Raw genomic sequence first — 26,816 nt, 5'->3', positions numbered from 1 at the left:
TTCATCTGTGTAGGAGCCGGGCTTGCCGGCGAAGGCGTCTTTGAAAGCGCCTTCGCCGGCAAGCCTGACTCCTACGAAGAGTTCATGAGGCGGCTCTTCCACGCAGAATCACGATGGGCGGCTCGATCAGTTGCAGTTCGAGCGCACCCGAGGCTGGCACGAATCGCGGGCCGGTGCTTTCAGGCGTTGCCCGCAACCTCCAGGTGCGCTGCACCTTCGCCAGTTGGGCGACTCCTGATCCCAGGGACCAGCGCCGGCAGACCTTCTCCAACTTGAGTGGGTAAAGGGTCAGTTGGTCGCCTTTGAAGTGCATGCGCAGGAAGCATTTGTGGTCGGCGATGCACTGCGAGGAAAAAACCGCCTCGCTGTGTAGCCCCCAAAAGGTGTTGCCCATCACCATCCAGGCACCGAACAGCAGGCCTCCCAAACTGCCGCCGAGCACCAGCGTCTCCGCCAGGAACAACATAACCTGATGCAGGTTTTCTACCTCGAACTGCAAGTAGTGGATGTTGACACGGCCCATCAGCCACAGCAGTCCGATCGCCAGTCCCAGATGAAGTAACCCGTGAGCCGCGCCAATGGCATAGGCGAGCTTTCGGGTGCGCTTGACCCCGGCGGCTGAGAACACTGCGCAACCCAGCACAATGATCACGGCGAACATCACCGACGAAGGACTGTGTGACATGACCAGGAGCAGGTGTCGCCAAACTTCGCTGATGTTGGAAATAGACGCTTGGAGGTCAGACAACACGTCCATCAGGCTGCGATTGCCTCGTGCCGGGTGGGGCACCGTGCTGGCGCTTTGTACCATCCAGTCAAACAGCAGGTACAAGATGGCAAGCATGCCGCAGAACGAGAGATTGCGGGTAGGTAGCCGCCATGCCCGATTACGCAGTTGCTCGGAGGTCTTTTTGTCCGGGTAGACCGCCGCCAGCTTATAGTGCTGCCGGGTTCCGCCAACGTTGATCGGCTTGGGCGGATCGGGAAGTTGATGGGTGGCATTCAAGAAGGCGCCACCGCCTCCGCAGGTGATGCGCTGCGGCGCCTGGGTGCCCGCTTTTGGCTGATAGCGCGCGTAGTGGTGCGAGTCTCCGGCCAGGACTACCGCGAGGTGGTCACCCAAGAGTTCCTCGATCTCGCGCAGGCTGCGAAAGCGCGGCGTTTGGGTCTCGATCGAAGACAAGGCCTTCTCTTCGCGTGCTAGTCGTTCGGCCTCGTCTACCCAGCTCGGCTCGGGTGTGCAGAGGATCACGCGATCGCCTGGCTGCAGTTTGGCGTGCATCTGCTCGAAGTATTGCTTCTGCTGTCGGTCGATCATGGACTCAAACTGCAGATCCAGGCCCCAGATCCACCAGCCATGGGGCAATTGCAGCACGTAGTAACCGGTGCGCTGGCGGGTTTCCCAGGCGCCGATGGGCTTCTGCTCGCAAAACAGTTGGGAAAAACCGCGCAGACCGTCATACCAATCGTGGTTGCCGGGCGTCGCCAATATCCACGGTGCACCCGGCTGCCGCACGGGCTGGTCCTGGTCATCAGGGCGCTCCTTGGGTACCGGCGCGGGAAATGCGGCGCGGAAGGGATCAAGGAAACGGGTGCGGTAACCGTTGCGGGCCGGCGTGGGATAGACCTGATCGCCGCCAAGCAGCAGCACGTCGCCGCGGGGCAGCGAGAGTTGGTGTTCCGGCAACTCGACAGCATGGCTGACACACAGCGCCATCGAGTAGGTGGAGTCCCAGCCATCGCCAGTATCGGCCAGATAGTCGATCCACACGTCACCGTCGGCAGCCACCTGGATAGGCGGGTTAGAGTCCCGAGGGTTGAGCATGGCCAGCACCTCGCGCGGGTCCGCGAAGGCTCCCATCGTGGTGGCGACAGCCGTTTGTATGCCCGTGCGCATTAGCTGCAACGGGCCTAGCCAGTTGACCATCGCCTCCTGGGTATAAAGCTCGATGCGGCTGTTGAGCGTGGGAGATTGGGTGGAACGGGTCATGGCGAGGGGCGCAGAGTGCGGCGTAGGCGCCTCTCCAGCGCGAAACTCAATCGAATGCTCCTTCATCATTCAGCCTCCATTGCTGTAACGAGCTCAGGTACCTCAAAAGGGTGATCTTTTGTCGGTCGATTCAGAATAGGTCAGTTATGCGATGGCCGCCGATTCATGGCCTGAAGCAGAGGCTGTCGTGAACAGTTCCCGAAAACGTTGTCTCTACCGGCCCGATGAGAAAGACCGGTCCCACGCCATCCCATTGAACCGTTACGGTGCCGCCATCACATTCAACCTCAACGCAAGGGTCTAACAAGCCACGACGAATTCCGTTAACAGCGGCGCCACAAGAGCAGGAACCGGAACCGAGGGGAATACCACCGCCGCGCTCCCAAATGCGCAATCGAATGTGCTTTCGGTTAATGATCTGGACGAAATGCACGTTCGTCTTGAGGGGGAATAGAGGGTTGGTTTCAATGGTCGGTCCGAGGGTCGCTATATCAACGGCGGTTAGATCATCGACAAAAAAGGTGCAGTGCGGATTACCCATGCTGGTCGCTGCTGGCTCACCCGCCAGTGGCAAAACAGCGGTATCCAGTTCCAGGGCCAGGGGAATATCCGACCAGTCGAAAAGCGGTTCCCCCATGTTGACGGAAATCGTACCGGTTGAGGTTCGCTCACACGTGAGTAGACCACGGTTGGTCCGCAGTGCTATCGACGTCGTATTTGATTCGCGCATCAGCCTATCCGCGGCCCCCCGCGTAGCGCTGCCACACGCATCCAGCGTGGAACCATCGGCATTCCAGAACATCAAGCGCGCAACGGCATCATCGCAATCGAGCATCACCGCGAGTTGATTGAATCCGATTCCTCGGTGCCGATCACCCATTCGCCGAGCTAGGGCACTTGTGATTGGATTGGCCGAATTTCGTGAGTCCACAATGACGAAATCATCGCCATTGGCGTGCATTTTATGAAAACTTAGCGGCATAAATTGATCCCACTGAATTCCAGGCAATTTCAGCCGCGACGCACTCGAATGTAGCAGCTGTCGAGCCTGCGAGGCTGCGTTCGGCTGCGTAGCAGTCGTGAGTTCGGCAGACACGGTCTGCCTGACACACAGCAGTTGCTGATTTTACGACTGCTTCGCAGCCGAACGCAGCCTCGCAGGCTCGGCAGCTGCTACGGATAACATTACGTCTTGACTGACAGACCCGCCAGAATAGCGGGTCCGAAAGCGGGATCAGAGTTTCGGCAACTGCCCGATGCGCCCGAACATTTCGGTCACGATCTGCAGGTCCAGCAGGAACTGGTCGACGGTCTTGAACTCGTTGTCGTTGTGGCCGGTGTACTTGACCTCGGGCCTGGCCAGGCCGAACTGCACACCATTGGGCAACTCATGGACCGAAGTGGCGCCGGCAGAGGTGCCGAACTTGTGTTCCATGCCAAGGTTTTCGCTGGCCACGGCCAGCAGGGCCTTGACCCATTCACCCTCAGGGTTGCGGTGCATCGGCTCGGCAATCGAGTAGTCGAAGGCCGCTGCAATGTGGGTCTTCTTGCTCCAGGCGCCAAGCTTGTCGGCGATTTCGGTCTTGAGCACTTCAGGGGATTTGCCCTTCGGCACGCGCAGGTTGACCGCGAGCTTGAAGGCTTTTTCATCCATCCCGACATAGGTCAGGGAGGCGGTCAGCGGTCCCATGAAGTCATCGGAAAAACCGACCCCTAATTTGCCTCCCAGGTAGTCCAGTCCCCAGTTTTCGGCGGCGTAGCGGGCGGCGTCGGTAATGTGGTTGTGCTTGAGCGCGACCTTCCCGTCGAGGCTGTTGATGAAGTCCAGCATTCTTGCCACCGGGTTGACGCCTGACTCGGGCTCGGAGGAGTGGGCGGAAACGCCGGTGACCGTCAGCTGGACGTCCTTGCCGACGACCTTGGCGCTCACCTCGAAGTCGCCGCCATTGCGCTTGGCATAATCGCTACCTGCCTTCTGCAGACTGGCGGCCAATTCGGCGGGCTTGTCGCTCAACAAGGTGGCGACTGAAGTCGATGGAATCTGGTTGGTTGCCAGGCCGCCGGTCATTGAGGTGATTTCGGCACCCTTACCCTGTGCGTTACGCCGGGCAAAGCTCGCCATGACGGTGCCGTAGCCTTTCTCGGCAATCACCACCGGGTAGCCGCCATCCAGCGCCAGGTTGTAGTTGGGTGTCGGGTTGTGTTCGAAGTAATAGGGGATGGCGTCGCCGGTGGTTTCTTCGGTGGTGTCTACCAGCAGCTTGAAATTCCTCGCCAGTGGCAACTTCTCTTCCTTGATGATCTTCATGGCGTAGAGCGCCACCACGATGCCGTTCTTGTCATCCTCGGTGCCCCGGCCATACAGGCGGTCGCCGACCAGGGTGACCTTGAACGGATCGAGGCGGGTGCCGTCTTTCAGGACCCAGTTCTCCGGCGTCACGGGCACCACATCGGCATGCGCGTGAATGCCTACGACTTCGTCGCCATTGCCGGCGAGGGAGATTTCATAGACGCGGTTGTCGATGTTGCGAAAGTTCAGGTTGAAGGCCTGGGCAAGGTCCTTGAGCTTGTCGGCGATCTTGATGAATTCGGGATTGTCGTGCTGAGCAACGCCGTCCACGCGGAAGGTCGGGATTGCCACCAGCTCGCGCAGGGTCTCGGTGGCCGCATTGCCGTATTTCACCCGCGCATAGAGGCCAAGCAGTCGGTGGATTTCGTTCTGCTGTTCAGGGGTGAGAGGCTTGTTGCCCTGAAAGGCACTGATTGCCGGGCCGAGATCGCTGGTTTTGGCAAGGTCGCTCTTGGCCAGGCGACTCAGGAACTGCCTGAAATCGGTTACTGACGCGTCACTGAAAGTCTTGAGGATGGACGCGCTCTGTTGCGGGGTGATGTTGGCGTGCGCTGACGTGGTGAACGACGAAAGGCTGGCCAGCATCAGGGTTGTCGCGGCCAGGTGCTTGAGTGATAAATCCATTGTTGAGGCATTCCTTTGCAGGCAGTTTGTGAGAAATATCTGTTCGATGAGTCAGAAACTTCTCCAAACTAACACCACGAGGGCGTGGTACGGGAGTCCCTGAAGTGGGATCTGTCGCACAAAAATGCAAAAGCGACGCAGAAACAAAAAAAGAACCGGGAAGGTTCCCCGTAATGTTATCCGTAGCAGCTGCCGAGCCTGCGTTCGCCTGTAGCAGCTGTCGAGCCCCAGCGAGGCTGCGTTCGGCTGCGAAGCAGTCGTAAAATCAGAGATTGCGATACGTCAGGCAAACCGCATCTGTCGGACTCACGACTGCTACGCAGCCGAACGCAGCCTCGCTGGGGCTCGGCAGCTGCTACATAGATTGCGTCGCGGCCAGGGCTCTCACGTGTTCAGACGCTCCCGCCAACGCAACTCGAAGGCATTTTTCGCGCCCGGCTGGATGCTGCTACCCAAGCGTGCGCACTCGCGAGAAAGGGTGTCCTGCAGCCATTGACGGTCATCCCCTTCGGCGCGACAGAGGCGAAAGCGACAGAGGCGAGTGGGGATCAGGTCCAGCGATTGCAGGTGCCCGCCCGGGTCCAGCGAGGCAAAGTACAGAAGGCCCAGATCGCCGCGAAAGTCTGTGTGGCCCTCGATGCCTTCGTAGTCGTTCAGCAGATCACCGCAGCCATAGAGAATCAGGCGTTCGCGATACACCTCAATGCCCTTGATGTGGTGCGAGGAATGCCCGTGCACCACGTCAACTCCGGCCTCGTCGATCAAGGCATGGGCGAACCGGACTTGCTCGCGCGGGATATCGAACCCCCAGTTGCCGCCCCAATGAATGGAGGCGACCACCAGATCCCCCGGTTTTTTGCCCTCCAGAATCCGTTCGGCCACGGGGCGCAGGCTTTGCATCGACAGATCTTCCAGCCGCGCGACGCCCGCGCGCCTATCCGTGGCGGCCCAGTCCGGTTCAATACCGCTGTCGGGGGCGCCGAGGCCGAACACCAGCAAGCGTCGCCCCAGACATAGGTGAAGTCGACGGGGAGGGGAATCGGGCCATTGAGCCTTTCTGCCAGCCGGACGTAAACGCCGGCATTCTTGACGTAGTCTTCGTAGAGACGCGGATCGCCAGGATGCGGCAGTACTGAGTCGATGCCGCGGGCGGTCATGACATCGCCGGCGAGAAACAGCTTCAGTGTGTCGGTAACAGTCGCCATGGCACCCTCCAGCATCAAGAGTAAGCATCTGTTTTAAAACAAATATATTTTTGTGTTGGCCTTCCCAGACGAAGCGAAAGTTGATAAATTCCCGCCCGTTCTTGCAGAGGCCCTTACAGGGGGCTTGTAGCGCAAGGACGCAACATCTCAATGTTGCTCGCAATAAAGATACAGGGGCGTCGCCAAGCGGTAAGGCAGCAGGTTTTGATCCTGCCATGCGTTGGTTCGAATCCAGCCGCCCCTGCCATTTTCCTTATACTCATCCAAGTATGGCTCCGCCGGCAGGTATTGCGGGAGTCCGGGATGATTGTCTTAAAAATGGACCTCTTTTCAGAGGTCCATTTTTTATTTCTGGATCAGTCCGGGTTGCGCTGGAGCCGCTTGCTTCAGCGCAACTATTCCTCAGTTCTTCACCGTTTCCTCAAGCGAGAAACGCCCCAGTGGGTTTTGTTGGAAGTTTTCTATGTTCTTGCGCGAAATGTTGATGTACGGGCTGTAGTAAAGGTCAATCCAGTTGACGTCCTGTTTGGCGACCGTCTGTAGGTCGACGTACATCTGCTCACGCTTGGCCGGGTCCGCTTCCACTCGGGCGGCTGACACCAGATTCTTGACCTTGTCATTCTTGTAGCGGGTCATGTAGTTCATGTTGGTGTCGTGGCCCAGAACGAAGGTGGTTTTCTGGTCCGGGTCGAGGATGTCGTTGGTCCAGTACATCACGGACAGGTCGTAGTCACCGTCGACCAGCATCTGCCAGCTCTGGGTTGGGTCGACTTTTTGCAGGGTGGCGGTCACACCAACGGCCGCCAGTTGCTGCTGAACCAGCACAGCAATCTGCTCATCGGCTTCGTTGCCAGCGTTGACCACATAGTTCAGCTTCATACCCGCTGCGCCGGCATCGCTCAGCATCTGCTTGGCTTTGGTTGGGTCGAATGGACGCTTCAAATTGTCTGCGTAGTGGTAAAGCGAGCCCTTGGGAATGTAGGAGTAAGCCTCCTGACCATGGCCGAAGGTGACGGTATCGACCACCGATTTTTTGTTGATGGCCATGTCCAGTGCCTGACGTACTTCAGGTTTGGCCAGCAATCCGTGCTCATGGTTGATCAGCAGGTGATCTTCCCGAGTGGAAGGGTCGGAGTGAATGGTCAGGTTGGGATCCTTGCGCAGCGCATCGACTCGCGAAAACGGTACGAAGATCGCTGAGTCAAGTTCGCCTGCCTGCACCTTGAGCATCCGGGTATTGTCGTCCGGAATGGAAATCCATTCCACGCCATCCAGGCTGACCTTTTCGGCCTGCCAGAAATGCGGGTTCTTCTCCAGCTTCACGCGGTCGCCGCGCAGCCATTCCTTGACAAAAAATGCGCCTGAGACCACAGGCTCCTGGGCATAGGCATCTTCGCCCATGCGGGTCATGGCCTTCTGCGAGAGAACCGACACGGTCGGCGAAGCCAGTTGCGAGAGGAACGGTACCGACGGAGCGGTCAGGGTGACCACCAGGGTACGCGGATCGGCCGCTTTCGCCGTGTCGATCAGTTTGTAGGCATCGCTCCACAGCGAGGCCTTGTTATCGCGAGTGCGCAACAGACTGAATGCCGCATCGTCGGCCGTGATCGGCGAGCCGTCGGAGAACTTCGCCGCGCGCATTTTGAAGGTGTAGGTCAGGCCATCGTCGGAAACTTTCCAGCTTTCAGCCAGGCCGGGCTCCATCTTGCTGCCAGCCTTATCGACCCGAATCAGTGTGTCGTAGACATTGGAAAACACCCAGGTATCGCGGTTTTGCGCGCTCTTGATCGGGTCGAACGTGGTGCTTTCTTCACGGCAACCGATGGTGAGTACACCGGCCGCCTGAGCGATACCGCTGGCAAGGGTGCAAGCGGTCAATGTGGCTGCGGCGAGCAATTTCAAATGCCTGGATCGCATGGTCAAACTCCTTCTTGATGGGTGCATTGTTTTTAAGACAGTGGCTCTTCGAGCACGCAGTCGTAACGGCGAGCGTCGAGTTGACGGGTAGGGGGCGCCACCTGGTTACAAGTGGAACGAACGTAGCGACAGCGTGGGTGAAAGGCGCAGCCGGATGGCAGTTGCAAAGGGCTGGTTGGTTCGCCGGGCAAAGGGTCGGTGGGTAGCGTCCGGGCCGGGTCGATTTGCGGAATCGACTGGATCAGTGCGGCGGTATAAGGATGTCGCGGGGAGCGGAATACTTCCTCCACGGGGCCTTCTTCGACGATCTTGCCCAGGTACATCACCGCCACCCGATCACAGAGCCGGCGAATGATCGCCAGATCATGGGCAATGAACACAATCGCCAGGTTCATGCGCTGGCGCAACTCCAGCAGCAAGTTGATGATTTGCCCCTGGATGGACACGTCCAGCGCGGCCACGCATTCATCGGCGACGATCAGGCGCGGTTCCACGGCCAGCGCGCGGGCGATCCCGACACGCTGGCATTGGCCACCACTCAAGGCGTGCGGTTTGCGCGAGGCCAATTCGGGGCGCAGGCCAACCAGAGTCAGCAGTTCATCGACTCGGGCGGCAATCAGTGGCTCCGGCACTTTGCGTTGTACCCGGAGCACTTCTGCCAGAGTCTGGCCGATGCTCAGGCGTGGGTTGAGGGCGGCGTAAGGGTCTTGAAAAACCATCGCCGTCTCATGACGCAGCCGCTCGATATCAACCTTCCCGGCATGGGCCATGTCGATGCCGTCGAACAGCACCTGCCCGGCGTAGATATCGTTGAGGTGCAGGATCGCCCGTCCCAAGCTGCTTTTGCCACTGCCCGACTCGCCGACCAGCCCGAGCGTTTCTCCGGCCGAAAGGGTCAGCGAGACGCCGTTGACCGCTGTCAGCCATTGCCGGTTCATGCCCAGCAGACCCGTGCCTGGCGCGGCGAAGCGCACCTGCAGATCCTTGACCTTGAGCAGGGTCATGAGCGATCTCCGGCGGCCAAGGGGTAATGGCAAGCGATGCGGTGTCCATGGCTGACGGGTTGCAAACTCGGCATCAGTGTTGTGCATCGATTGCCGATTTGCTGGCAGCGCGGATTGAAGCGACACCCTTGGGGCAGGGCGTCGAGCAGGGGCGGTTGCCCGGCGATGGTCTTGAGTAATGCGTGACCGTGACTGGTGGCCGGCTGACAGTCGATCAATCCAGCGGTGTAGGGGTGGCGTGGATACGCCAGCACCTCGTGTTTGTTGCCGTGCTCGCACAAGCGTCCGGCGTACATCACGGCAATCGAGTCGCAGGTCTGGGCAACCACCCCCAGGTCATGGGTAATCAAAATGATTGACAGGCCACGCTGGTCACGAAGATCCAACAGCAGGCGCAGGATCTGCGCTTGCACCGTGACGTCGAGGGCGGTGGTCGGTTCGTCGGCAATCAGCACGTTCGGGTTGCAACCCAGGGCCACGGCGATCAACGCTCGCTGGCGCATGCCGCCGGAAAACTCGTGAGGGTAACTGTCGACTCGCCGCTGCGGATCGGGAATGCCCACTTGTCGAAGTACGTCGATGGCCTGGGCGCGGGCTTCGCGTTTGCTGGCGCCTTGGTGCAGGCGAATGCCTTCGCCAATCTGCTCGCCGATGCGCATCAACGGGTCAAGATGACTGCTGGGATTCTGGAAAATCATTCCCAGCTGACGCCCACGCATGCGACGCATGCCGGCGTCATCCAGATGCAACAGATTTTCCCCGGCCAGTTGCACGGTTTTGCCTTCGACTCGCAGGTTCGGCGACGGCAGCAGCCTCATTAAGCCGCGACAAGCCATGGTCTTGCCGGAGCCGCTTTCTCCCACCAGTCCGAGCACTTCACCCTCGGCCAGGTCAAAGGACAAGCGATCCACCACAGTCACTTCGTGCTCTCCCTTACGGGCGATGACGCTGAGCTCTTCGACCTTCAGCACAGGCGCACTCATGAGCGTTCACCCAGATGTTCGGCCACAGCGTCGGCCAGCAGGCTGAAGCCCATGGCCAGGGTGACGATCGCCAACCCCGGAAAGGTGCAGATCCACCAGGCGGAGGTGATGAAACTCTGGCCTTCGGCGACCATCGTGCCCCACTCGGCGGTCGGGGGTTGAACCCCGAGGCCGAGGTAACTGACCGCCGCGCCGTTGAGTAATACCAGCACTGCATCGGACATGGAAAACACGATCGAGCCGAACATCGCGTTCGGCAGCAGGTGCCGAAACAGAATACGCCCATGGCCGAAGCCGAGGCTTTTGGCGGCCAGGGCGAAATCGCTTTCCTTGAGTATCAGGATTTGCGAACGGATCAATCGTGCGTAGGACACCCAGCCCACCAGGGCCATGGCGATATAGAAACTCATCAGGCCGGGGCCGAGGATTGCCATGATCGCCAGCATCAACACCAGAAACGGGAAGGCCAGGATGATATCGATCAGGCGCATGCAGAACGTGTCGAAACGCCCGCCGATGTAGCCGGACAAGGCCCCGACACAAGTCCCGATCAGGAACGGGAAAATCACCCCGATCACTGCCAGCTGCAAGTCGATGCGGGCCGACCAGATCACTCGAGACAAGACGTCGCGGCCAAAATTGTCGGTGCCGAACGGGTGGGCCAGATGGGGCGCCAGCAGACGAATATCAGTGTTCTGGGCGATTGGATCGAAGGGCGCGATCCAGGGCGCGAAGATCGCCAGCACCAGCCAACCGAGCAGGATTGCCAGGCCCACTCCCATTGCCAATCGAGGGTTGCGCAAACCCAGGCGCAGATTCAGTCGGGGGGCGGTCGTTGCCTGACTGCTCATCGGATTTTCACGCGTGGATCGATGGCCACTGTCACCACATCGGCGAGAAAGTTTACCGCCACGGTGGCGCAGGCCAGCACCATCGCCACGCCCTGGACCACCATGTAGTCACGGGTGAAGATGCCCCGGACCAATAACTGGCCGATCCCGGGAATGGCGAACAGACTCTCGATGACCACTGTGCCGCTGATCAGCCAGCCGATGTTCACCGCCAGCAGGTTGACGGCGGGTACGAGCGAGTTGGGCAGCACATGGCGTCGAAACACCGCGTCTTCAGACAGGCCGCGAGCCCGGGCAGCGGTGACGTAGTCGGCTTGCAACTCCATCAACATGCTCGCCCGCAGATTGCGTACCAACACCGCCGATAACGCCAGGGCAATGGTCAGGCAGGGCAGGACCATGTGGTGCAGTTTGTCCAGCCAGGAACGGCCATAGCCGGAAACCGGGAACCAGCCCAGTTGCACACTGAATAGCAGGATCAACATGATCCCCAGCCAGAACGCCGGCATGCCGAGGCCGGCGGTGGTGAACAGGCGGATCAGATTGTCGCCCCAGCCACCCTTGTTGCGGGCCGCAACGGTGGCCAATGGCACCGCGATCAACATGGCCAGCAACACGCTGCCAAGCACCAGAAACAACGTGGGCTCGATTCGCGTGCTGATCAGCGTCAAGGCGTCGACCTTGTACAGCAATGATTGGCCGAGATCGCCGTTGAACAGGTTTTTCAGGAAGTAGAAGTACTGCATCCACAGCGGCTGGTCGAGGCCGAACTGGGCGCGAACCCTGAGCAGCCCCTCCGGCGTACTGCGCGAACCGAGCAGGGCGCGCGCCGGGTCGCCGGGAATCGAGCGCACCAGCACAAACGTGATGAGACTGATGCCAAACAGCACCGGCAGCAATTGCAGGGGGCGTGACAGGATGAAACGGTAACGCGACAGATTCATCGACTAACCTCGGTGCCGCTGGAGGAAATCCAGCAACACCGGAAAGTAGGCGTGAGGTTCTTCGTAGAAGGGCATATGGCTGCTGTTGGGGAACACATGCAGCGCAGCATCCTTGAGCGCCATTTTCATGCGCATTGCACAGGCCGGCGTCAGTTCGTCGTGCTGGCCGGTGGTAATCAATACCGGCATGGTGAAATCGGCCATTTCCTGCAGACGGTTCCAGTTTTTCAGGTTGCCAACGTAGAGAAACTCATTCGGCCCCTGCATAGTTGTGTAAGGCCCCATGTTCCAGTCGCCCAAAGAGCGCGTGACCGGTGCCGGCCACTCGTCCAGACGGCAGACGTGGCGATAGTTGAGGAGAGTGATCGCCGCTTGGTATTGCGGGTGATCGAGGGTGCCCATGGCTTCATGGCGTTGCATCATGGCCACGGTTTCACTGCCCAGCGCGCCACGCAGACGCTCCAGTTCCTGAGACAGGTGCGGGATATCGCCTACGGTGTTTTCCAGAATCAGGGTTTTGAGTGCGTGAGGGTGGTAAATGGCATATTCGATCGCCAGCCAGCCACCCCAAGAGTGCCCCATCAAGTGCACACGGCCCAGGTCGAGGGCCTGCCGGACGGTTTCCACTTCAGCGACATAACGGGTGATGTCCCACAGGGATGGGTCTTCGGGTCTGTCAGACGCGCCGGTGCCGAGTTGATCGAAGGCGACAACTCGCAACCCCTTGTCCTTGAGCCAGCCATGGGCGTCACGCAGATAATCGCAGGGAAGCCCTGGGCCTCCATTGAGGCACAGCAGGACTTCATCGCCCTCGCCAAAGCTGTAAACCACCAGATTGTGGCCGTCGACTTCAACGTTATAGTGCTGGTCCGGTTCGATTTCACGCCACATCGCACGCTCCCTTTATGATGCTGGCCGGTTCGCACGCTGACCAAATGGCTCAACCTTACTGAGTAAGTCATGCGCCCAAAAGCTAGTATTTCTTATAGGTTTTGTCTGGCAGTCCCGCGCCGACGCGTGGCATTCTACGTGCTGAATTTCAGGATTGAAATTAATTAGGGAGCGCAATGGATGCAAACCAAGCTATCTGACCTCAACCCCCGCCTGTTGTCGGGCAAGAGCCTGGATGAGCAGATGGACAACGCCATGCTCTTAGCCGAGGAGCTGGGCTTTGATGCCTTGGTGTACGACTACAGCCCGGTGCCACTGGACCATGAAGGCAAGTTGATCACGCCCTCGGTGCTCAAACTGCGCAACACTCCAGCCGATTGGCATACGCGTTGGTGTACAGAGGGTTACTACCAGATCGATCCTGTCCAGCAGGTAGCACTCAATTGTGTTTCACCCTTTGTCTGGTCTTACAAACCCGGGACGGACACGTTGTTGGAGCCGGTGATCAGTCAGTGCCATGCGCCAGTGGTGAGTTATCTGGAAGACACTCAGCTGACCTGTGGTGTGTCGGTCCCGATTCATCTGCCCAGAGGCGGTTTCGCCTCCTTGACCGGGCTGCGTACCGGCAGCAGCGCCAGTGTGTTGCGCGATGCCCGGCGGACCCTGGCGGATTTCAGCCTGATTTCCCATGCCTTGCAGGAAGCGGCCTATCCGTTGCTCGGCAAAGAGGCTCACACGCCGCCCATTCACCTGACCAAACGTGAGCGCGAGTGCCTTAAATGGGCGGCTGAGGGCCTGACTGCGGTCGAAATCGCCCAACAACTGAATCGCTCAATGGCCACCATCAGCCTCCATCTGACCTCGGCCATGCATAAACTCGGGGCCAAGAATCGGGTCCAGGCTGTAGTCAGGGCTACCCACTATCGATTGCTCGATAGCTGAAATAGGGCAGAAACCTATTTGTTTCTCTAGTTATTTCGAGGATCTGATCCCGGTATCGTGTGCCGTACGGTTTTTCAGGGACGGCAAAGAGAAATGGCATCTATCGAAATACGCGAAGGCTTCGCACCTTTTGGTCCTTATCAGACCTGGTACCGCGTCACCGGTCGGTTCGACGGTAAAAACACGCCACTGGTGATTCTGCATGGCGGCCCGGGCTGCACGCATGATTATGTCGACGCTTTCAAGGACATCGCCGCGAGTGGCTATCCGGTGGTTCATTACGACCAAGTGGGGAACGGTCGCTCGACCCACCTACCGGAAAAAGACGCTTCGTTCTGGAACGTAGCGCTGTTTCTCGATGAACTGGACAACCTGCTGGATCATCTGGAAATCAGCGACAATTACGCGCTGCTGGGGCAATCCTGGGGCGGCATGCTCGCCAGTGAACACGCCGTACGGCAACCTGCGGGACTACGGGCCTTGATCCTCGCCAATTCCCCTGCGGATATGCGCGTCTGGGTTGAGGAAGCCAACCGTTTACGCAAACTACTGCCTGGCGGTGTGCATGAAACATTGCTTGAATACGAACGGACAGGGGATTTTCAAGCGGTTGCCTATCAGGAAGCATCGAGGGTTTTTTACGACAACCATGTGTGTCGCGTCCTTCCCTGGCCGGACGAAGTCGCGCGTACGTTTGCCCAGGTCGATGCCGACCCCACCGTTTACCATGCCATGAGCGGGCCGACGGAGTTTCATGTGATAGGCAGCCTGAAAGACTGGACCATTGTCGACCGCTTGCGGCATATCAACGTGCCGACGCTGGTGATCTCCGGTCGCTACGATGAAGCCACACCGACGGTGGTCAAACCCTATCTGGAGCAAATCCCGAACGCGCGTTGGGCCTTGTTCGAGAACTCCAGCCACATGCCCCATGTCGAGGAGCGGGTTGGCTGCATGGGGACGGTGGTGAGTTTCATGGATGAGTGCTTGTAGAGTGCGATGAGGGTCGAGCCAGACCTGCTTGCGGCAACCCGGAATAAAAAATGGACCTCTGAAAAGAGGTCCATTTTTTTGGCCCGCAAAAAGCCTTTTGCACACACATCATTGCTCAGGTCGCAGGCACCATTCGTCAATTGCGCTGCACTCCGGCACTGACAGTGTCTCCAAAGAAGTCCCATTACCTTGTATTGGAGACTGATATGAAACCCGATCCTTCTACCACCAAGGATGAGCCCACCGAGGATTTGAGTAACCCCAATGACGACGGCAGCGTGCTCGGTACCGCTGGCCGCGATGAAGACCCGAATGCCACCACAGACAGGGACAAGCAAAGGAACGCTGAAGACCATCGCCAAGGCCCGAGTGACGCCCGAGGGATGCCCGGTTACCCGCATGAAGCGCCTGATGAGCAGACGGCATCGACCACCAAAACCCGGCCACAAACTGGCGAGGTAGAACCCGGCATTGAAACGCCAGAGCAGGGCAACGACAAGGTCGGTTGATCTGTGCAGGCACCTTAAACCGCAGGCGACGCTGCTACTCCAGGTTCACTCACCTCCACCGAAGACCCCGCAACCACAACCTCTGTAGGAGCGAGCGGTTGCCACTGATCAACGGCGTCAGCAGCGCCAGCACATGTTCGCCGCTGCCGGGCAGTTTCTGCTGCTGTTGATATTTTACCTGGGCCTCTATCGCCATCAGGGCTGGGGGTTGGCTGTATCTGCTGTGGCTCCTGATAATGATGGTGTTCATCCTCGGTGAGTCAGCGACTCGCTGAGGTCAAAATTCGTCATCATTCCTCAGTCGAAATCTGCGGCTGATGTATTGAGTGTCTGGCTGATAAGAGATGCACAGGGTATTCAGTCATGATTAATCGCAAGTGCTCGATGGCTTCCAGGTATTTAAGATCGGCCTGTCGTCTTTTCTTCTGATACTGCGTGAACTGTTCGACGTCCATATGGGGCTGGTCGAGAAGATCAAGGGCGGCGTGGCTCAAGTGATAGGCTTCGCAGAACAGTTGTTTGTTACGTTCAAGCGCCAGGTTTAGGCAGGCTATCGCTTGATCGGAAGTCATCGTACCGTTCATTGTTGCGACCTCTTTATGTGTGTGTTCCCGGGCTTGGGGCAATGTTGTAGGAGCGAGGCTTGCCGGCGAAGGCGTCCTTAAGAGCGCCATCGCCGGCAAGCCTGGCTCCTACGAAAAGCGGTTGGGGCCGTTCAAGAAAAACCGATCGAACTTCAGCTATCTACCGCGGCGCCATACCTTGAGGTAGTCCACGCGGAAGGTGGAGGGCAGGTCGGCGTCGTCGACAACGCCGAACCACTTCCACATGGCCTCGCTGTCAAAGACGATCTCCATCGGGAAAAACCAGTGGGTGTTCTTTGCCTCGCGTACCAGGACGCCGTCTACGTACCAGCGCAACGTGTCGGGCTGCCAGTCAAAACCGTAGACATGGAAGTCGCTGGCCAGCCGCCAAGGGCTGATCCAGTTGCTGCCATCGCTCAAGTGCTCGGTGCTTTGCGGCGTGGCCCAAACGTGGGCGTTCATGTTGTACATACGGTCGAAGGAGGCGTTTTTGGTTTTGCCACCGATTTCGAAGATGTCGATTTCCGTGGCGTTATCGGCAAGCCCCGTCCACGCGAGCCAGAAGGCGCTGGAACCTGCCGAGTCCATCGGTTTGGCGCGAGCTTCGTAGTAGCCGTAAAAACTGCGCTCGATCGTACGGACCATTGCCGAGCTATAGCCTTCATAGCCGAGTCGTACGTATTTTTGCGGCAAGGTTTCCTTGCGGAAAACGATGTTCAGATGGCCATCGCTCAAGTAGGCATTGTCCGGCTTGAACAGCGCCGGCTTACGCCCGAGCGATTCAGTGCCCTTGGCATTGTTGACGTGCCAGCGACTGGCATCAAGGGTCGCGCCATCGAAGTCGTCGCAGAATCGTGGGTCCAGCCTCCATTGGCCGACATTGCCTTGATCAGACAGCGGCAGTTGGGCGTTGATCTGTTTCGGTGTTGTGCCCAGGGGGCCGACACGGGTCCAGGAATTGGCAGCCTTGGGCATGGCGACAGACCACTTGTTCGCCAGGTACTGAAATACGCGCTGCCGTTCTTCGAGCGAGGCCAGGCGGCGGTCGTACACCAGTACTTCGGCGATGTCGCCGCGCAGGTCTTCGGTGCTGCCCACCACATTGCGCCCCACCGCGTAGGGCCCGATGGGCACGTCGTTGAGTTCCAGAAAAAACAGGGTCGGATCGTAGGCGGTGGTCTGTTGCACGCTGATCGCGAAATTCGGTGCCACGTTGTCGTTATCGGCGATTTGCGGGCGCGAGCTGAACAGCCGCTGCCAGGTCTCTGCGCTGCTTTGTTCGCTCAGTCGGCGTGACACGACCAATACGGTAACGGGGCCTTTTTCAGCGCGAATCGCCTTGCCGAGGAACGCCGAAGCACCACTGAAACGCACCACTGCAAGGCCATTCATGGCGTTTTCCACGCGCAACGGCAGCGCAGTGCTTGCTGCATCGTCTACGGAAGCGTCGTTGGACTTGCCGGACTTGTCGTGCCAGCGCAAGAGACGGCTGTGGTCATCGAGGGTCATTGTCGAGGCGTCGGCAGCGTCAAGCCACAGCACCAGACCGTTGGCGAGCGGCTTGGGGGGCGCGCCAGACGCGGCGCAGACAACCGCCGCCAGGACGATCAGCAGGGCATACCTGGACATGGGCCTTTTGCTCATACCCGTTGCTTTGACGCAGTCGATGCCGGTAAATCGGACTGGGCGTGGTATCCATGCGGATTACGCAGCTGCCATCGCCAGGTATCAATGATCATTCGCACCAGGTCGCGCTGTGCGTACCAGCCCAGATCACGCCCGGCCTTGGTGGGGTTGGCCCAGCATTCAGCGATATCGCCGGCGCGGCGCGGCGCGAATCGGAAGGGGATGTTAATGCCGGTGATGTCCTCGAAGGCGCGGATGATCTGCAGAACGCTGTAGCCAATACCGGTTCCCAGGTTCCAGGCATGGATGCCGTTTCTGCTCTGCAATATTTGCAGTGCTTTGAGATGGCCATCGGCAAGGTCGACCACATGGACGTAGTCGCGCACGCACGTTCCGTCGACAGTGGGATAGTCGCTGCCAAACACTGTAAGTTCGGGCACTCGTCCCATCGCGACCTGGGTCAGGCAAGGCAGCAGGTTGTTGGGCCGGCCATTGGGGTTTTCGCCGATCTGCCCACTCTCGTGCGCGCCGATGGGGTTGAAGTAGCGCAACACAGCGATGTTCCAGCGCGGATCCGACAGGCACAGATCGGCGAGCAATTCTTCAGTCATGAGCTTGGTGCGACCGTAGGGGCTTATCGGTTTGCCGGCGCCCAGGTCTTCAATGATCGGTATCTGCCGGGGGACGCCATACACGGTGGCCGATGAGCTGAACACCAGTTTGAAGACTTCGTGGCGGGCCATCGCATGGCACAGATTGAGCGTGCCGACAACATTGTTGGCGTAATAATCCAGCGGCTTTCGAACGCTTTCCTCGACGGATTTGAGGCCGGCAAAATGCATCACGGCATCGATGTCGTAGCGGCTGAAAATATCGTCGAGCAGCTTTGTATTGCGAATATCGCCTTCAATGAAGTCGACCCGTGTAAGGGTCAAACGCTCCAGCCGTGTGAGCGATTCGCGGCAGCTGTTACATAGATTATCGAGCACCAGTACCTGCTGGCCGGCATTGATCAGGGCCAAGGTGGTATGGGAACCGATGTATCCGGTCCCACCGGTAATCAGCGTGGTTTTTCCCATGATAAGGCGCTCCGGTCACAAGAAGACTGGACAAGATGAGGAGTGCAGTCCGTGCGGGTCGTGTGGTCCCTGCGGTTCATGCGGGTTGCGGGTTGCGGGAGCGGGTGTCCATATCCGATTCTGTGGTTGTGCCGGCTGGCGGGCACAACCGCAGAAACGCACCTGTACACCGACACCAAGCCTCGATGCGTCGATCAGAGCATTCAACGAGCAGTGAACACCGATTTGAATTCTTGCGGCCATCGTGGGTGCAACGCGCTATAGGCCAGCGCATAAGTGAGCGTGCCGATTGCGATGTTGGCGGCCAGATGCCAATAGCCCCGAAAATCCAGGTACGGAGAAACAAGCACCACGGCGGCGGCCATGATGAGCGAGGCGATCATGCTGCGATAATTGGATTCGATGAATGCTCGCCAGCCATAACCTATTGCCGTGTTCAGCCCGCGGACCTGCAGGGGCGTGATGATCACTATCCGCGCCAGCAAGGCCAGGGCTGCAGCCATGCCTGCGTAGAGGTGACCCAGGCTGTAAACCAGCGCCAGCGCCAGCAGGGTGGTTGCCACTTCAGCCTTGACGGTCAGGTGGGTTCGATTGACCGCCACCAGGGCTGTCATGGCGTACATGGCGGTGTTGCCGATGGCCGCCGTGCAGGCAAGTACTTGCAGCAAGGGAATGGCGTCTGCCCATTTCGCGCCGAATATCAACAGGATGATGTCCTCGGCCGTTAACGCGATTCCGATGAACAGAGGCGTGAGCAGGAACCCGCTGATGGCCGTCGAGTCGCTGATCACCTCGATCAACCGCGCAGTATCGCTTCCGCGCCGGGCGAACACCGGCAGCGCATAACTCAAGAGGCCGTTATAGATCGCCGAGCGAGGCAGATCGATGATGCGCATGGCCATATTGAACATGCCGACGGCATGGGCGCCGGCGGTGATGCCGAGTACCACATTGACGCCGCGCTGCAGGGTTTGCCAACTCATCACGTTGATGGCAACCGGTGCTCCGGCCGTCAACAATTCGCGCAGGAAGGGCCCGTCAATGTAGAAGGCAATCCGCCGGCGGTTTCCGAGCATCAATACGACGATGGAAACGAACTCCATGATCAGCGCTTGAGCGATCACGGCCCAGGCGCCAAATCCCCAAAACGCAATGGCGATTCCCCCCACGCCGCCGGCCACTTTGCCCAATAGCGTGCGCGAGGCCAGCATTTTGAAGTTGCTGGCGCGGCGCATTTCCACGACATAGACCCGCGCCATCATGGTGAAGAGAATTTTCACCGAGGCGGCCGCCGTCATCCATTGCAGCACCAGGGATTTCGTATACAGCATGGCCGCGAACGATATGACGACGATGGAGGCCAGGCTGATCAGCACCGCGAACCAGAAGGCCGTGCAAACATGTTTTTCTTCCAGACGCTCCAACCGTACCAGCGGATCTTCGAGTATTGACGAGTAGAGGATGGCGAACATCTCGACGATCACAATGATCACCGTGCCCACACCCAACTCTGCCGGCGACATCAGCCTGGCATATACGACAAAGGTAATCATCGACAGGAGGATCAGTCCGAATTTCTCGGTGAAAATCCAGATCAATTTAACCAGACGGTGATTGGCCATGGCGGATACCGGCTCAATGAGCGGTGGTTGACGCAGCTGCCTTGCGCAATGATCGGACGCACGCGTAGAGGAAGCGCAGTGTCGGTTTGCCGTTCCTGAAGATCAGCGTTTGCCAGGAATACTCCAGCATTCGCCGGTACACACCGATCACCTGGGCATGCTCGCCTCTGCGGGAAAACAGTTCGAGAAAGTCGCTGTGGCCGCCCAGCCCGAAATCGATCCGTTGCTGCTTGCTGAGCTGCGCGCCAAACTGGGCGAGGTACGCTTCGATGAACTTGATCTTGTACGGGTAGTACCTTGTCGGTTGCGCGGTCATGTTGTCGCTGTTGACCATGCGCTGCTGCAGCGCCTCTGGCACCGTGTGGATCTCCCAGTGTTCGGCGATCCGGGTCCACATGAAGCGGTCTTCGGAGTAACGCAGGCTGGCATTGAAGCCGCCGAGTTGCATGATCACGTCGCGTCTGACCATCACGGAGGACACGCCATTGACGACGTTGGCGCGGATGAGATCGTCGAAATGCCTACCGTTTTTTTGCCGGTCTTCCAGTATTCGCCTGCCGTCGCTGTAATCGTTATGCACGTAGCAATCTACCAGCGCCACCGGCCGTCCCTGACGACTCAGTTCCTCAAACAGTGCCACTTGTTGCTCCAGCTTTTGCGGATAAAATCTGTCATCGGCATCGAGAAACGCCACAAAAGTCTCTTCAGAGTGCTGCAGTCCGTGGTTGCGGGCGCTGGCCTGGCCTTCGTTGGCTTGGTGCAACAGCGTCAGGCGAAACGGCGCCACGAAGTCCTTGACCCGTTGGGGGCCATCATCGGTGGAACCATCGTCGATGACGATGACGTGATCGGGCAGTCGCGTTTGCCCGGCCACGGACGCCAGTGTTTGCTCAATGCTGTCGGCGCCGTTATACATCGCGATTATGACGCACACTGAATGGGGTGAAGGGAGGGCTTGGTCTGACACGGTTATTTCTCCTCTTGTTACGCCTTGGCCGAGTCGCGTGGTAATGCCTTGCCAGGCGGACGTTGACGCAGGGTTGCCGGTGACAACTGGGGGTATGTCAGGTGGTGATGGCGGAATGAGAGGGCCAGAACGCAGAACACTAGAAACTCTGCGGAGCGGTAGTTGGGAACGACGTACGCCACGAAGTTGGTAAGCATGAACGAGCCGATGATGACCATTGCGATGGCGTGAAAGCGTGCCGACTGATCCGCCACCACGGCTTGATAATGTTTGATCAGCGCCTCGATCAGCATGAGGATCAGCGCGATCAACTGAATGATGCCGCCGTTGAGCAAGGTTTCCATGTAGCCGTTGTGGGCATTGCCGATGTAACCCCAGCGGCTGATGAATACCTCGGCGCTCGGGCTGGACCAGAAGGCGCCGAAGCCGTAACCCTTGAGGAGTTCGGCGTCGATCAGCGGTGTAAGCAGTTCCCAGATGCGCGTGCGGTCGGTGAGTGACGGGTCACGCCCGGTCAGTTCCAGCAGCAGCGCGTAATTGCCGTATAAAAAGAGGCAGATCAGCAAGTAGATGATCGTCGTGCCGAGGAATGCCGCCTGTGAGCGGTTGATGTGCAAACGGATCAACGTGAGGAAGTACCAATAGCTCACGGTGCCGGCAACAATCAGGGCGATGGCGGTGGCGGATTGGGCCAGCATCGCCGTGATCAGTGAACACAACGCGCAGAGGATGGCCCAGGGGTTGTGCTGACGGATCATCGGCAGCAGCAAGACAATGGCGACTGCGTTGAGCCGGGCGCCGGCATTCTTATCCGGGAAGATCCCTTTGAACGCACCGTCGCGTATACCGCCGTAAATGAATGCAATGTCGGGTTTGGACAGCGCGAGTAGCAAGCCGAACAGTGCCGCGGCGCCAATGATGCAGCCGAGCATGAAGGCGATTTTTTCGAGGCTGTAGTTGTAGGCGACGAAACCGGCGAAGAAGACCACGCTGATCATCGCCACAAAACGTTTGAAACTTAACATCGGGTCGTGGGACCAACTGATCGACACGGCAAGGCTGAGCATGAACACCAGCAGAAAGACGTTGTTCCTGTAAAAGCTTTTGCTGAGGAAGACCTTGTTGCGGATGAAGAAGAACAGCGGTACCAGCAGGGTAATCAGCCCGCAAATCTGGTTGACCACGTTGCCTTCGAGGTCTTTTTCGACTGCGTTCATATTCGCCACATCGGCCAGCCCGAAAAAAAAACCGATCACCTGAAAGTAAAACAGCACGCCGAACAGCGTGAAGGCGTCGCGCAGCGTGGTGTACCTGACTTCCAGTGTGTTCATGACGACTGGCTCCCAAGCAGTGCATCGAGATAGGTCTTCGCCGCGCAGGCACTCACAAAACGGGCTGCGGCATCGATGCGCGCCTGGCGGTTTGCATCACGCGGCAACGTCAGTTCCACGGTGATGGCCTGTGCCAGTGCATCAGGGTCGTCGACCGCCACCAGCGGGGCGACCGTGCCATTGTCGAGAATCTCTTGTGGGCCATAAGGGCAGTGCGTCGCCACCACCGGGGTGCCCGTGGACATGGCCTCGACCAGCGCGTTGGGACTGCCCTCGAAACGCGACGACAGCACAAAGCAATCGGCCGCTGCCACTTCCGCCAATGGATCGCTGGTATAGCCCGGCAGATCGAATCGGTCGGCCACCCCCAGGGTGACGGCCTGCTCGAGCAATTCGGTTCTGAGCGCGCCTTCGCCGAAAATGATCAATCGGGTATTGGGATCGGGTAATCGGGCGAAGGCATCGAGCAATACGTCGAAGCCTTTTTGCTGTGCCAGGCGACCTACGGCGACAATCACCGGGGTGGTTTTTTTCGACAGCCAGCGGTGATTCGGACGTCCCGGCGCCTTGTCGCGAAAATCGTTGTCGAGCACCGGGTTGTCAGCGATGGTGACATCCTGCGGGCGGGTAATGGTGGTGTCGACCAGGTCCTGGGCGACGCCGCGCGAGACGCAAATCACAGGATTGGGAATGAGTCGATACAGCAGTGGTGCCAGCAGATAGGCCGTACGCACTTTCAATGCGGGATTGACGTGTTTGTCATGGGAAAACGCGTTGCGCTCGCTGACGTGCAGGCGTGCCAGCGTACCGGACAGCGCGGCAGCGGCGATGGCCACGACGTTGACATGGGTGAGGGCCGCCAGTTGCGCGTCAAAGCGATTGTGGCGAAGAAAGCGTGCCAGCGCCGGCACTGCCCGGGAGCTTCGCGCACTGTGCAATTCCACCTGTTTGACCCGGGGGTCGAGGCCAGCCGAGTTCACACCTGCGCCGGTGAGCATCAGCAAGGTCACGTCATTGCCTGCATCAGTCAGCGCTCCGGCGAGGCGCACCATCATTTTTTCGGCGCCGCCCCCGCTCAAGTCCTGCAGAATAATCAGCAACCTTTTCATTGATTCCATACCTGGTAGTAAGCTTGCGCGGCGGATTGACTGGTGTACTGTCGGACGGCTTCAGCGGCCACTTCCCCGCTTGGCGCAGCCTGGCTTTGCGAGGTCACGCTACGCAGCATCCCTTCGGCCAGCGCCGCTACATCATTGACCTTGACCAGGTCGCCGAGGCGGCCGTTATCAAGCAGTTCCCTGGGCCCGGTTTCGCAGTCGCAGGCCAACACGGGCGTACCCAGCGCCAAGGCTTCGATCAGCACGGTCGGCAAGCCTTCATGAAACGAACTCAGGATCAGCAGTCGTGCGTGCCTGAAAAAAGGATAGGGATTGCTCAGGAAACCGGTGAAATGCACACGGCCCTCGATGCCCAGCCGGCTGGCCTGTGAGGTCAGCGCGTCAAGTTGCGGGCCATCGCCGATGATCACCAGATCCGGCAGCGCGGCGCTGCGCAAGGCCATGGCATAGGCATCGAGCAGCAGGTGGAAACCTTTCGGTTCTACCAGCCGTCCCACCGCTAACCAGAACTCGGTCGGCAAACCGGTGAGCATGGGCGTCTGTGCGGCACTGACCAGTTGGTCGGTGACCACTGCATTGGGGCAATAACGAATGCGTTCGCGACCCCAGGGCACCCGCTCGGCGAGGGACTGGCGCAAGCCGTTGGAAACCGTCACTACCCGACCGTTGCCACAGAGGTACAACGCATAGAGCAGACGCAGGGTGGCGGGACTGATTTTTTGTTCGCTGCAATCCAGTGCTGCATGACGGCTATAGATAACCTTGCATGGGCTACCCAAGGTGGCAAACCAGGTGCAAAGGTTGGCTTGTTCTTTGGCGGCGATGAGGTGAGTCACTTGCCCGCGACGAATAATCCGGCGCAGCAGTACGATGGACTTGAGCAGACCGACGATTCCATTGCCGCCGCCATTGAGCGTGGCAGCCCCTGCATCGTCTGGCGTGTCGCCGTTCATGACGAAATAACTGACACGCTGGCCATCTTTGAGAAACTGTCTGGCCAGGCGTTGCTGGACACGCTCGAGGCCACCATCGGGCTTGAAGTCCTTGAGGATGAACAGGATATGCATGGTCGTTGCTCGGTGCTGGATGCTTAGGGATAAGTGATATTGATGGTCACTTTTCGCCGGATGATCATCACCAACAGATGAACAAAATTGGTCGGGTAATCGATCAGGTAGCGTTTGATGGTGTGCGGTTCGCGGTACATCCGATAGAACGCGCGCAGATGCAGGCGGTTGATCAGCTCAGGGTAATATTGGTGAGTGGCTGTGGCCTCTTGGCGAATGAAACCGCCACAGGTAAATGCCACCCCGGTGAAACCGGCGCGCAGGGCATCCTGCTCGAACTGCTCCTGAAGCCCGGCGCCCAAACCTACGATCAGGATGTTCGCTTGACTGCGGCAGATGTCTGCCTGGATGCACGCGGCCTGCGCTGCATCGAAATAACCATTGTGATGACCGACAATAATCAGCGCGGGGTAGCGAGCCTTGATCTTATTGAGGAACAGGTCCAGTTCGGCTTGCCGGGCACCGACAAAATAAAGGCGCTTGCCTTGTTTCTCGGCGCAGCTGAACACAGCGTCGGCGATGGAGGTGAAGTCGAAGCTGACCCGGCCGATCGTGCGGCCGGTGATGCGCGACATGAAGGTCGACATCAGCATGCCGTCGCAAAAATAGGCGATGGATGTCGGGTCCCGGTCGAACAGACTGCCGACGGACGCGAAATTGATGAAGGAAAATGCCTTGTTGGCGTCCAGCAAATTCGGTGCGTAATGCCCGATCAATTCCAGGTCGATCATTGCCTGACTCCTCAATAGGTGTCTTTGGAGAACAGCGTGAAAGGGGTCTTGACCAGGATTTTGATGTCGAGCCACAACGACCATTGGTTGATGTAGTTGAGGTCCTGGGCGACGCGCTGCTGCATTTTTTCCAACGTCTGGGTTTCACCTCGATGCCCGGTGATCTGGGCCAACCCGGTGATTCCCGGTTTGAGGCGATGACGGGCCATGTAGGCGCGAACCTTGCCGGTGTAATAGATGTTGTGCGTGACCGCGTGCGGTCGCGGCCCGACCAGGGCCATTTCGCCGCAGAGCACGTTGAACAGTTGCGGTAGCTCGTCGATGGAACTGCGGCGCAAGAAACGCCCAAGCGGGGTGATGCGGTCATCCTCGCGGGTGGCCTGACGCACTTCGTGGTCGTCGTGCACACGCATCGATCGAAACTTCCAGACCTTGATCACCTCAGCGTTCCAGCCATAGCGATTTTGTTTGAACAACACCGGGCCGGGCGATGAAAGCTTCACGGCTGCCGCCACGATCAGCAGCAAGGGGCTGAGCACAATAATGGACACGGCGGCGAGGCTACGTTCGAACAGCTCTTTGCAGAGCAGGCTGCCGGGGTGCGAACTGATAAGACTCTCGTTGAGGTAGATGGCCGGCATTCGCTCTATTTCCGAGATCGACTGATTGAGCAGCACCATGCTGCCGAAATCAGGGATCCAGACCACGTCGACATTCGTGTCCAGCAGGTCGATGTACAGCGCTTCAATAATGGCGGCTTGTGCCATCGGCAAGACGATGTACACGCGACGTATGTGCAGACGGGTGATGATTTCGCGAACCTCATCGATGCGCCCCAGCAGCGGCAGAATGCTCGGTGCCGGGCCGGTATGGTCGGCGGTGGCGATAAAACCCAGTAGCGGTACGCGATTGCGTCTGGACAGTTTTCTCGCCAGCTTTTGGGCGGTCGGACACGTCCCGATGATTACCGCGCGGCGCTCGTTGCAGAGCTTGTGAGAATGCAGTCGGGCCAGGTAATGCAGGGGCAAAAAGCTCGCCGCCTGAATCAGGTAACCCAGCACGGCCCAGACGATGATCACCTGCCGCGAGAAAATCACGCTGGTTTGGGTGACGAAGGCAATGCTGATCAGAACGGCCAGCAAAATCATCCAGGCCGCCAGTAGCCGACCGAGCCCGGACAACCACTCATGACGCTTGTGGTAAACCTGCATGATGCTGTAAATCGGCACCGAACCGAGCACGGTGAGAATCATCAGAACGCGGTATTCACTGGTCAGGCTGCCGACCCGCCAGTACACGAGCAGCATCAGCAGCAGGTTGGTCAGACTGAGTGCGCACAGCCATTGGCCCCAGAAGGTCAGGCCTCGGCGGCGCGTCATGTGAGCGGTATAGAGCGATGTCATCGGCGCAACCTCCGGGCATGGGTTGGACTTCGGCGGCGAATACTGCACGCCCTCGTTCCCGCACGCTGGTATAGCTCGACTGGGA

The 26,816-nt window shown here is 58.8% G+C and carries 22 protein-coding genes, 1 tRNA gene and 1 pseudogene; 4 read left to right on the top strand and 20 right to left on the bottom strand.

What is annotated here, in order from left to right:
• Positions 1-82: 82 nt before the first annotated feature.
• The 4 genes and pseudogenes from ACYZT2_RS15835 to ACYZT2_RS15820 form a co-directional block, all read right to left on the bottom strand.
• On the bottom strand, positions 83-2,056 hold the full coding sequence (locus tag ACYZT2_RS15835; RefSeq protein ID WP_461973128.1) for a metallophosphoesterase: 1,974 nt from the start codon (positions 2,054-2,056) through the stop codon (positions 83-85).
• Positions 2,057-2,153: 97 nt separating this feature from the next.
• Entirely contained in the window at positions 2,154-2,972 is an 819-nt protein-coding gene (gene dapF, locus ACYZT2_RS15830) for a diaminopimelate epimerase (RefSeq protein ID WP_461965412.1), read from the bottom strand.
• 252 nt (positions 2,973-3,224) lie between these two features.
• Positions 3,225-4,964, bottom strand: a complete 1,740-nt coding sequence (locus tag ACYZT2_RS15825) for a dipeptidase (protein ID WP_461965410.1) — start codon at positions 4,962-4,964, stop codon at positions 3,225-3,227.
• Positions 4,965-5,348: 384 nt separating this feature from the next.
• Positions 5,349-6,169: pseudogene (locus ACYZT2_RS15820) on the bottom strand (CapA family protein).
• Positions 6,170-6,341: 172 nt separating this feature from the next.
• On the opposite strand from ACYZT2_RS15820, the gene ACYZT2_RS15815 reads away from it, so the two are divergent.
• A tRNA-Gln gene (locus ACYZT2_RS15815) sits at positions 6,342-6,416 on the top strand.
• A gap of 155 nt (positions 6,417-6,571) precedes the next feature.
• Here the strand turns inward: ACYZT2_RS15815 and ACYZT2_RS15810 are convergent.
• Genes ACYZT2_RS15810 through ACYZT2_RS15785 form a run of 6 tightly spaced genes read right to left on the bottom strand, consistent with a single transcriptional unit; the run spans position 6,572 to position 12,759 of the window.
• Complete coding sequence (locus ACYZT2_RS15810; RefSeq protein ID WP_461965408.1) at positions 6,572-8,086, bottom strand: ABC transporter substrate-binding protein; 1,515 nt, start codon at positions 8,084-8,086, stop codon at positions 6,572-6,574.
• A 32-nt stretch (positions 8,087-8,118) separates the two neighbouring features.
• On the bottom strand, positions 8,119-9,090 hold the full coding sequence (locus ACYZT2_RS15805) for an ABC transporter ATP-binding protein (protein ID WP_461965406.1): 972 nt from the start codon (positions 9,088-9,090) through the stop codon (positions 8,119-8,121).
• Positions 9,087-10,073 carry an ABC transporter ATP-binding protein gene (locus ACYZT2_RS15800; RefSeq protein WP_461965404.1) on the bottom strand — a complete coding sequence of 329 codons (987 nt, stop codon included), beginning with the start codon at positions 10,071-10,073 and terminating at the stop codon, positions 9,087-9,089. Before ACYZT2_RS15800 ends, ACYZT2_RS15805 begins: the two co-directional genes overlap by 4 nt.
• Positions 10,070-10,924, bottom strand: coding sequence for an ABC transporter permease (locus tag ACYZT2_RS15795; protein WP_461965402.1), 855 nt, complete (start codon positions 10,922-10,924; stop codon positions 10,070-10,072). The genes ACYZT2_RS15800 and ACYZT2_RS15795 overlap by 4 nt, the downstream gene beginning before the upstream one ends.
• The gene (locus ACYZT2_RS15790; protein ID WP_461965400.1) at positions 10,921-11,868 is read right to left on the bottom strand and encodes an ABC transporter permease; all 948 of its coding nucleotides are present in this window, start codon (positions 11,866-11,868) and stop codon (positions 10,921-10,923) included. The genes ACYZT2_RS15795 and ACYZT2_RS15790 overlap by 4 nt, the downstream gene beginning before the upstream one ends.
• A gap of 3 nt (positions 11,869-11,871) precedes the next feature.
• On the bottom strand, positions 11,872-12,759 hold the full coding sequence (locus tag ACYZT2_RS15785) for a proline iminopeptidase-family hydrolase (RefSeq protein WP_461965398.1): 888 nt from the start codon (positions 12,757-12,759) through the stop codon (positions 11,872-11,874).
• 180 nt (positions 12,760-12,939) lie between these two features.
• Here ACYZT2_RS15785 and ACYZT2_RS15780 point away from each other — a divergent pair, with 180 nt between their 5' ends.
• The 3 genes from ACYZT2_RS15780 to ACYZT2_RS15770 all read left to right on the top strand — a co-directional run bounded on the left by ACYZT2_RS15780 (position 12,940) and on the right by ACYZT2_RS15770 (position 15,203).
• Positions 12,940-13,701 (top strand): LuxR family transcriptional regulator, encoded by a 762-nt coding sequence (locus ACYZT2_RS15780; RefSeq protein ID WP_461965396.1) that lies wholly within the window; start codon positions 12,940-12,942, stop codon positions 13,699-13,701.
• A 93-nt stretch (positions 13,702-13,794) separates the two neighbouring features.
• Positions 13,795-14,694, top strand: a complete 900-nt coding sequence (locus tag ACYZT2_RS15775; RefSeq protein WP_461965394.1) for a proline iminopeptidase-family hydrolase — start codon at positions 13,795-13,797, stop codon at positions 14,692-14,694.
• A 206-nt stretch (positions 14,695-14,900) separates the two neighbouring features.
• The gene (locus ACYZT2_RS15770; RefSeq protein WP_461965392.1) at positions 14,901-15,203 is read left to right on the top strand and encodes a hypothetical protein; all 303 of its coding nucleotides are present in this window, start codon (positions 14,901-14,903) and stop codon (positions 15,201-15,203) included.
• A 290-nt stretch (positions 15,204-15,493) separates the two neighbouring features.
• On the opposite strand, the gene ACYZT2_RS15765 is transcribed toward ACYZT2_RS15770, so the two are convergent.
• From ACYZT2_RS15765 to ACYZT2_RS15720, 10 genes are all read right to left on the bottom strand, one after another.
• Positions 15,494-15,787 (bottom strand): hypothetical protein, encoded by a 294-nt coding sequence (locus ACYZT2_RS15765; RefSeq protein ID WP_461965390.1) that lies wholly within the window; start codon positions 15,785-15,787, stop codon positions 15,494-15,496.
• 156 nt (positions 15,788-15,943) lie between these two features.
• Positions 15,944-17,416 (bottom strand): family 16 glycosylhydrolase, encoded by a 1,473-nt coding sequence (locus ACYZT2_RS15760; RefSeq protein WP_461965388.1) that lies wholly within the window; start codon positions 17,414-17,416, stop codon positions 15,944-15,946.
• Between the two features lie 11 nt (positions 17,417-17,427).
• Positions 17,428-18,492 (bottom strand): UDP-glucose 4-epimerase GalE, encoded by a 1,065-nt coding sequence (gene galE, locus ACYZT2_RS15755; RefSeq protein ID WP_461965386.1) that lies wholly within the window; start codon positions 18,490-18,492, stop codon positions 17,428-17,430.
• A gap of 203 nt (positions 18,493-18,695) precedes the next feature.
• Entirely contained in the window at positions 18,696-20,090 is a 1,395-nt protein-coding gene (locus tag ACYZT2_RS15750) for an oligosaccharide flippase family protein (protein WP_461965384.1), read from the bottom strand.
• 37 nt (positions 20,091-20,127) lie between these two features.
• The gene (locus ACYZT2_RS15745; protein WP_461965382.1) at positions 20,128-21,081 is read right to left on the bottom strand and encodes a glycosyltransferase family 2 protein; all 954 of its coding nucleotides are present in this window, start codon (positions 21,079-21,081) and stop codon (positions 20,128-20,130) included.
• A gap of 17 nt (positions 21,082-21,098) precedes the next feature.
• A complete protein-coding gene (locus ACYZT2_RS15740; protein WP_461965380.1) occupies positions 21,099-22,412 on the bottom strand; it encodes an O-antigen ligase family protein in 1,314 nt (437 codons plus the stop codon).
• Positions 22,409-23,521 (bottom strand): glycosyltransferase, encoded by a 1,113-nt coding sequence (locus ACYZT2_RS15735; protein ID WP_461965378.1) that lies wholly within the window; start codon positions 23,519-23,521, stop codon positions 22,409-22,411. The genes ACYZT2_RS15740 and ACYZT2_RS15735 overlap by 4 nt, the downstream gene beginning before the upstream one ends.
• Positions 23,518-24,597, bottom strand: coding sequence for a glycosyltransferase (locus ACYZT2_RS15730; protein ID WP_461965376.1), 1,080 nt, complete (start codon positions 24,595-24,597; stop codon positions 23,518-23,520). The genes ACYZT2_RS15735 and ACYZT2_RS15730 overlap by 4 nt, the downstream gene beginning before the upstream one ends.
• Positions 24,598-24,620: 23 nt before the next feature.
• Complete coding sequence (locus tag ACYZT2_RS15725) at positions 24,621-25,328, bottom strand: WecB/TagA/CpsF family glycosyltransferase (protein ID WP_461965374.1); 708 nt, start codon at positions 25,326-25,328, stop codon at positions 24,621-24,623.
• Positions 25,329-25,339: 11 nt separating this feature from the next.
• Positions 25,340-26,731, bottom strand: a complete 1,392-nt coding sequence (locus tag ACYZT2_RS15720; RefSeq protein WP_461965372.1) for an undecaprenyl-phosphate glucose phosphotransferase — start codon at positions 26,729-26,731, stop codon at positions 25,340-25,342.
• Positions 26,732-26,816 lie beyond the last annotated feature (85 nt).

The organism is Pseudomonas sp. MDT1-85, assembly GCF_054898065.1.
This window is presented reverse-complemented; position numbering and strand designations above follow the sequence as displayed.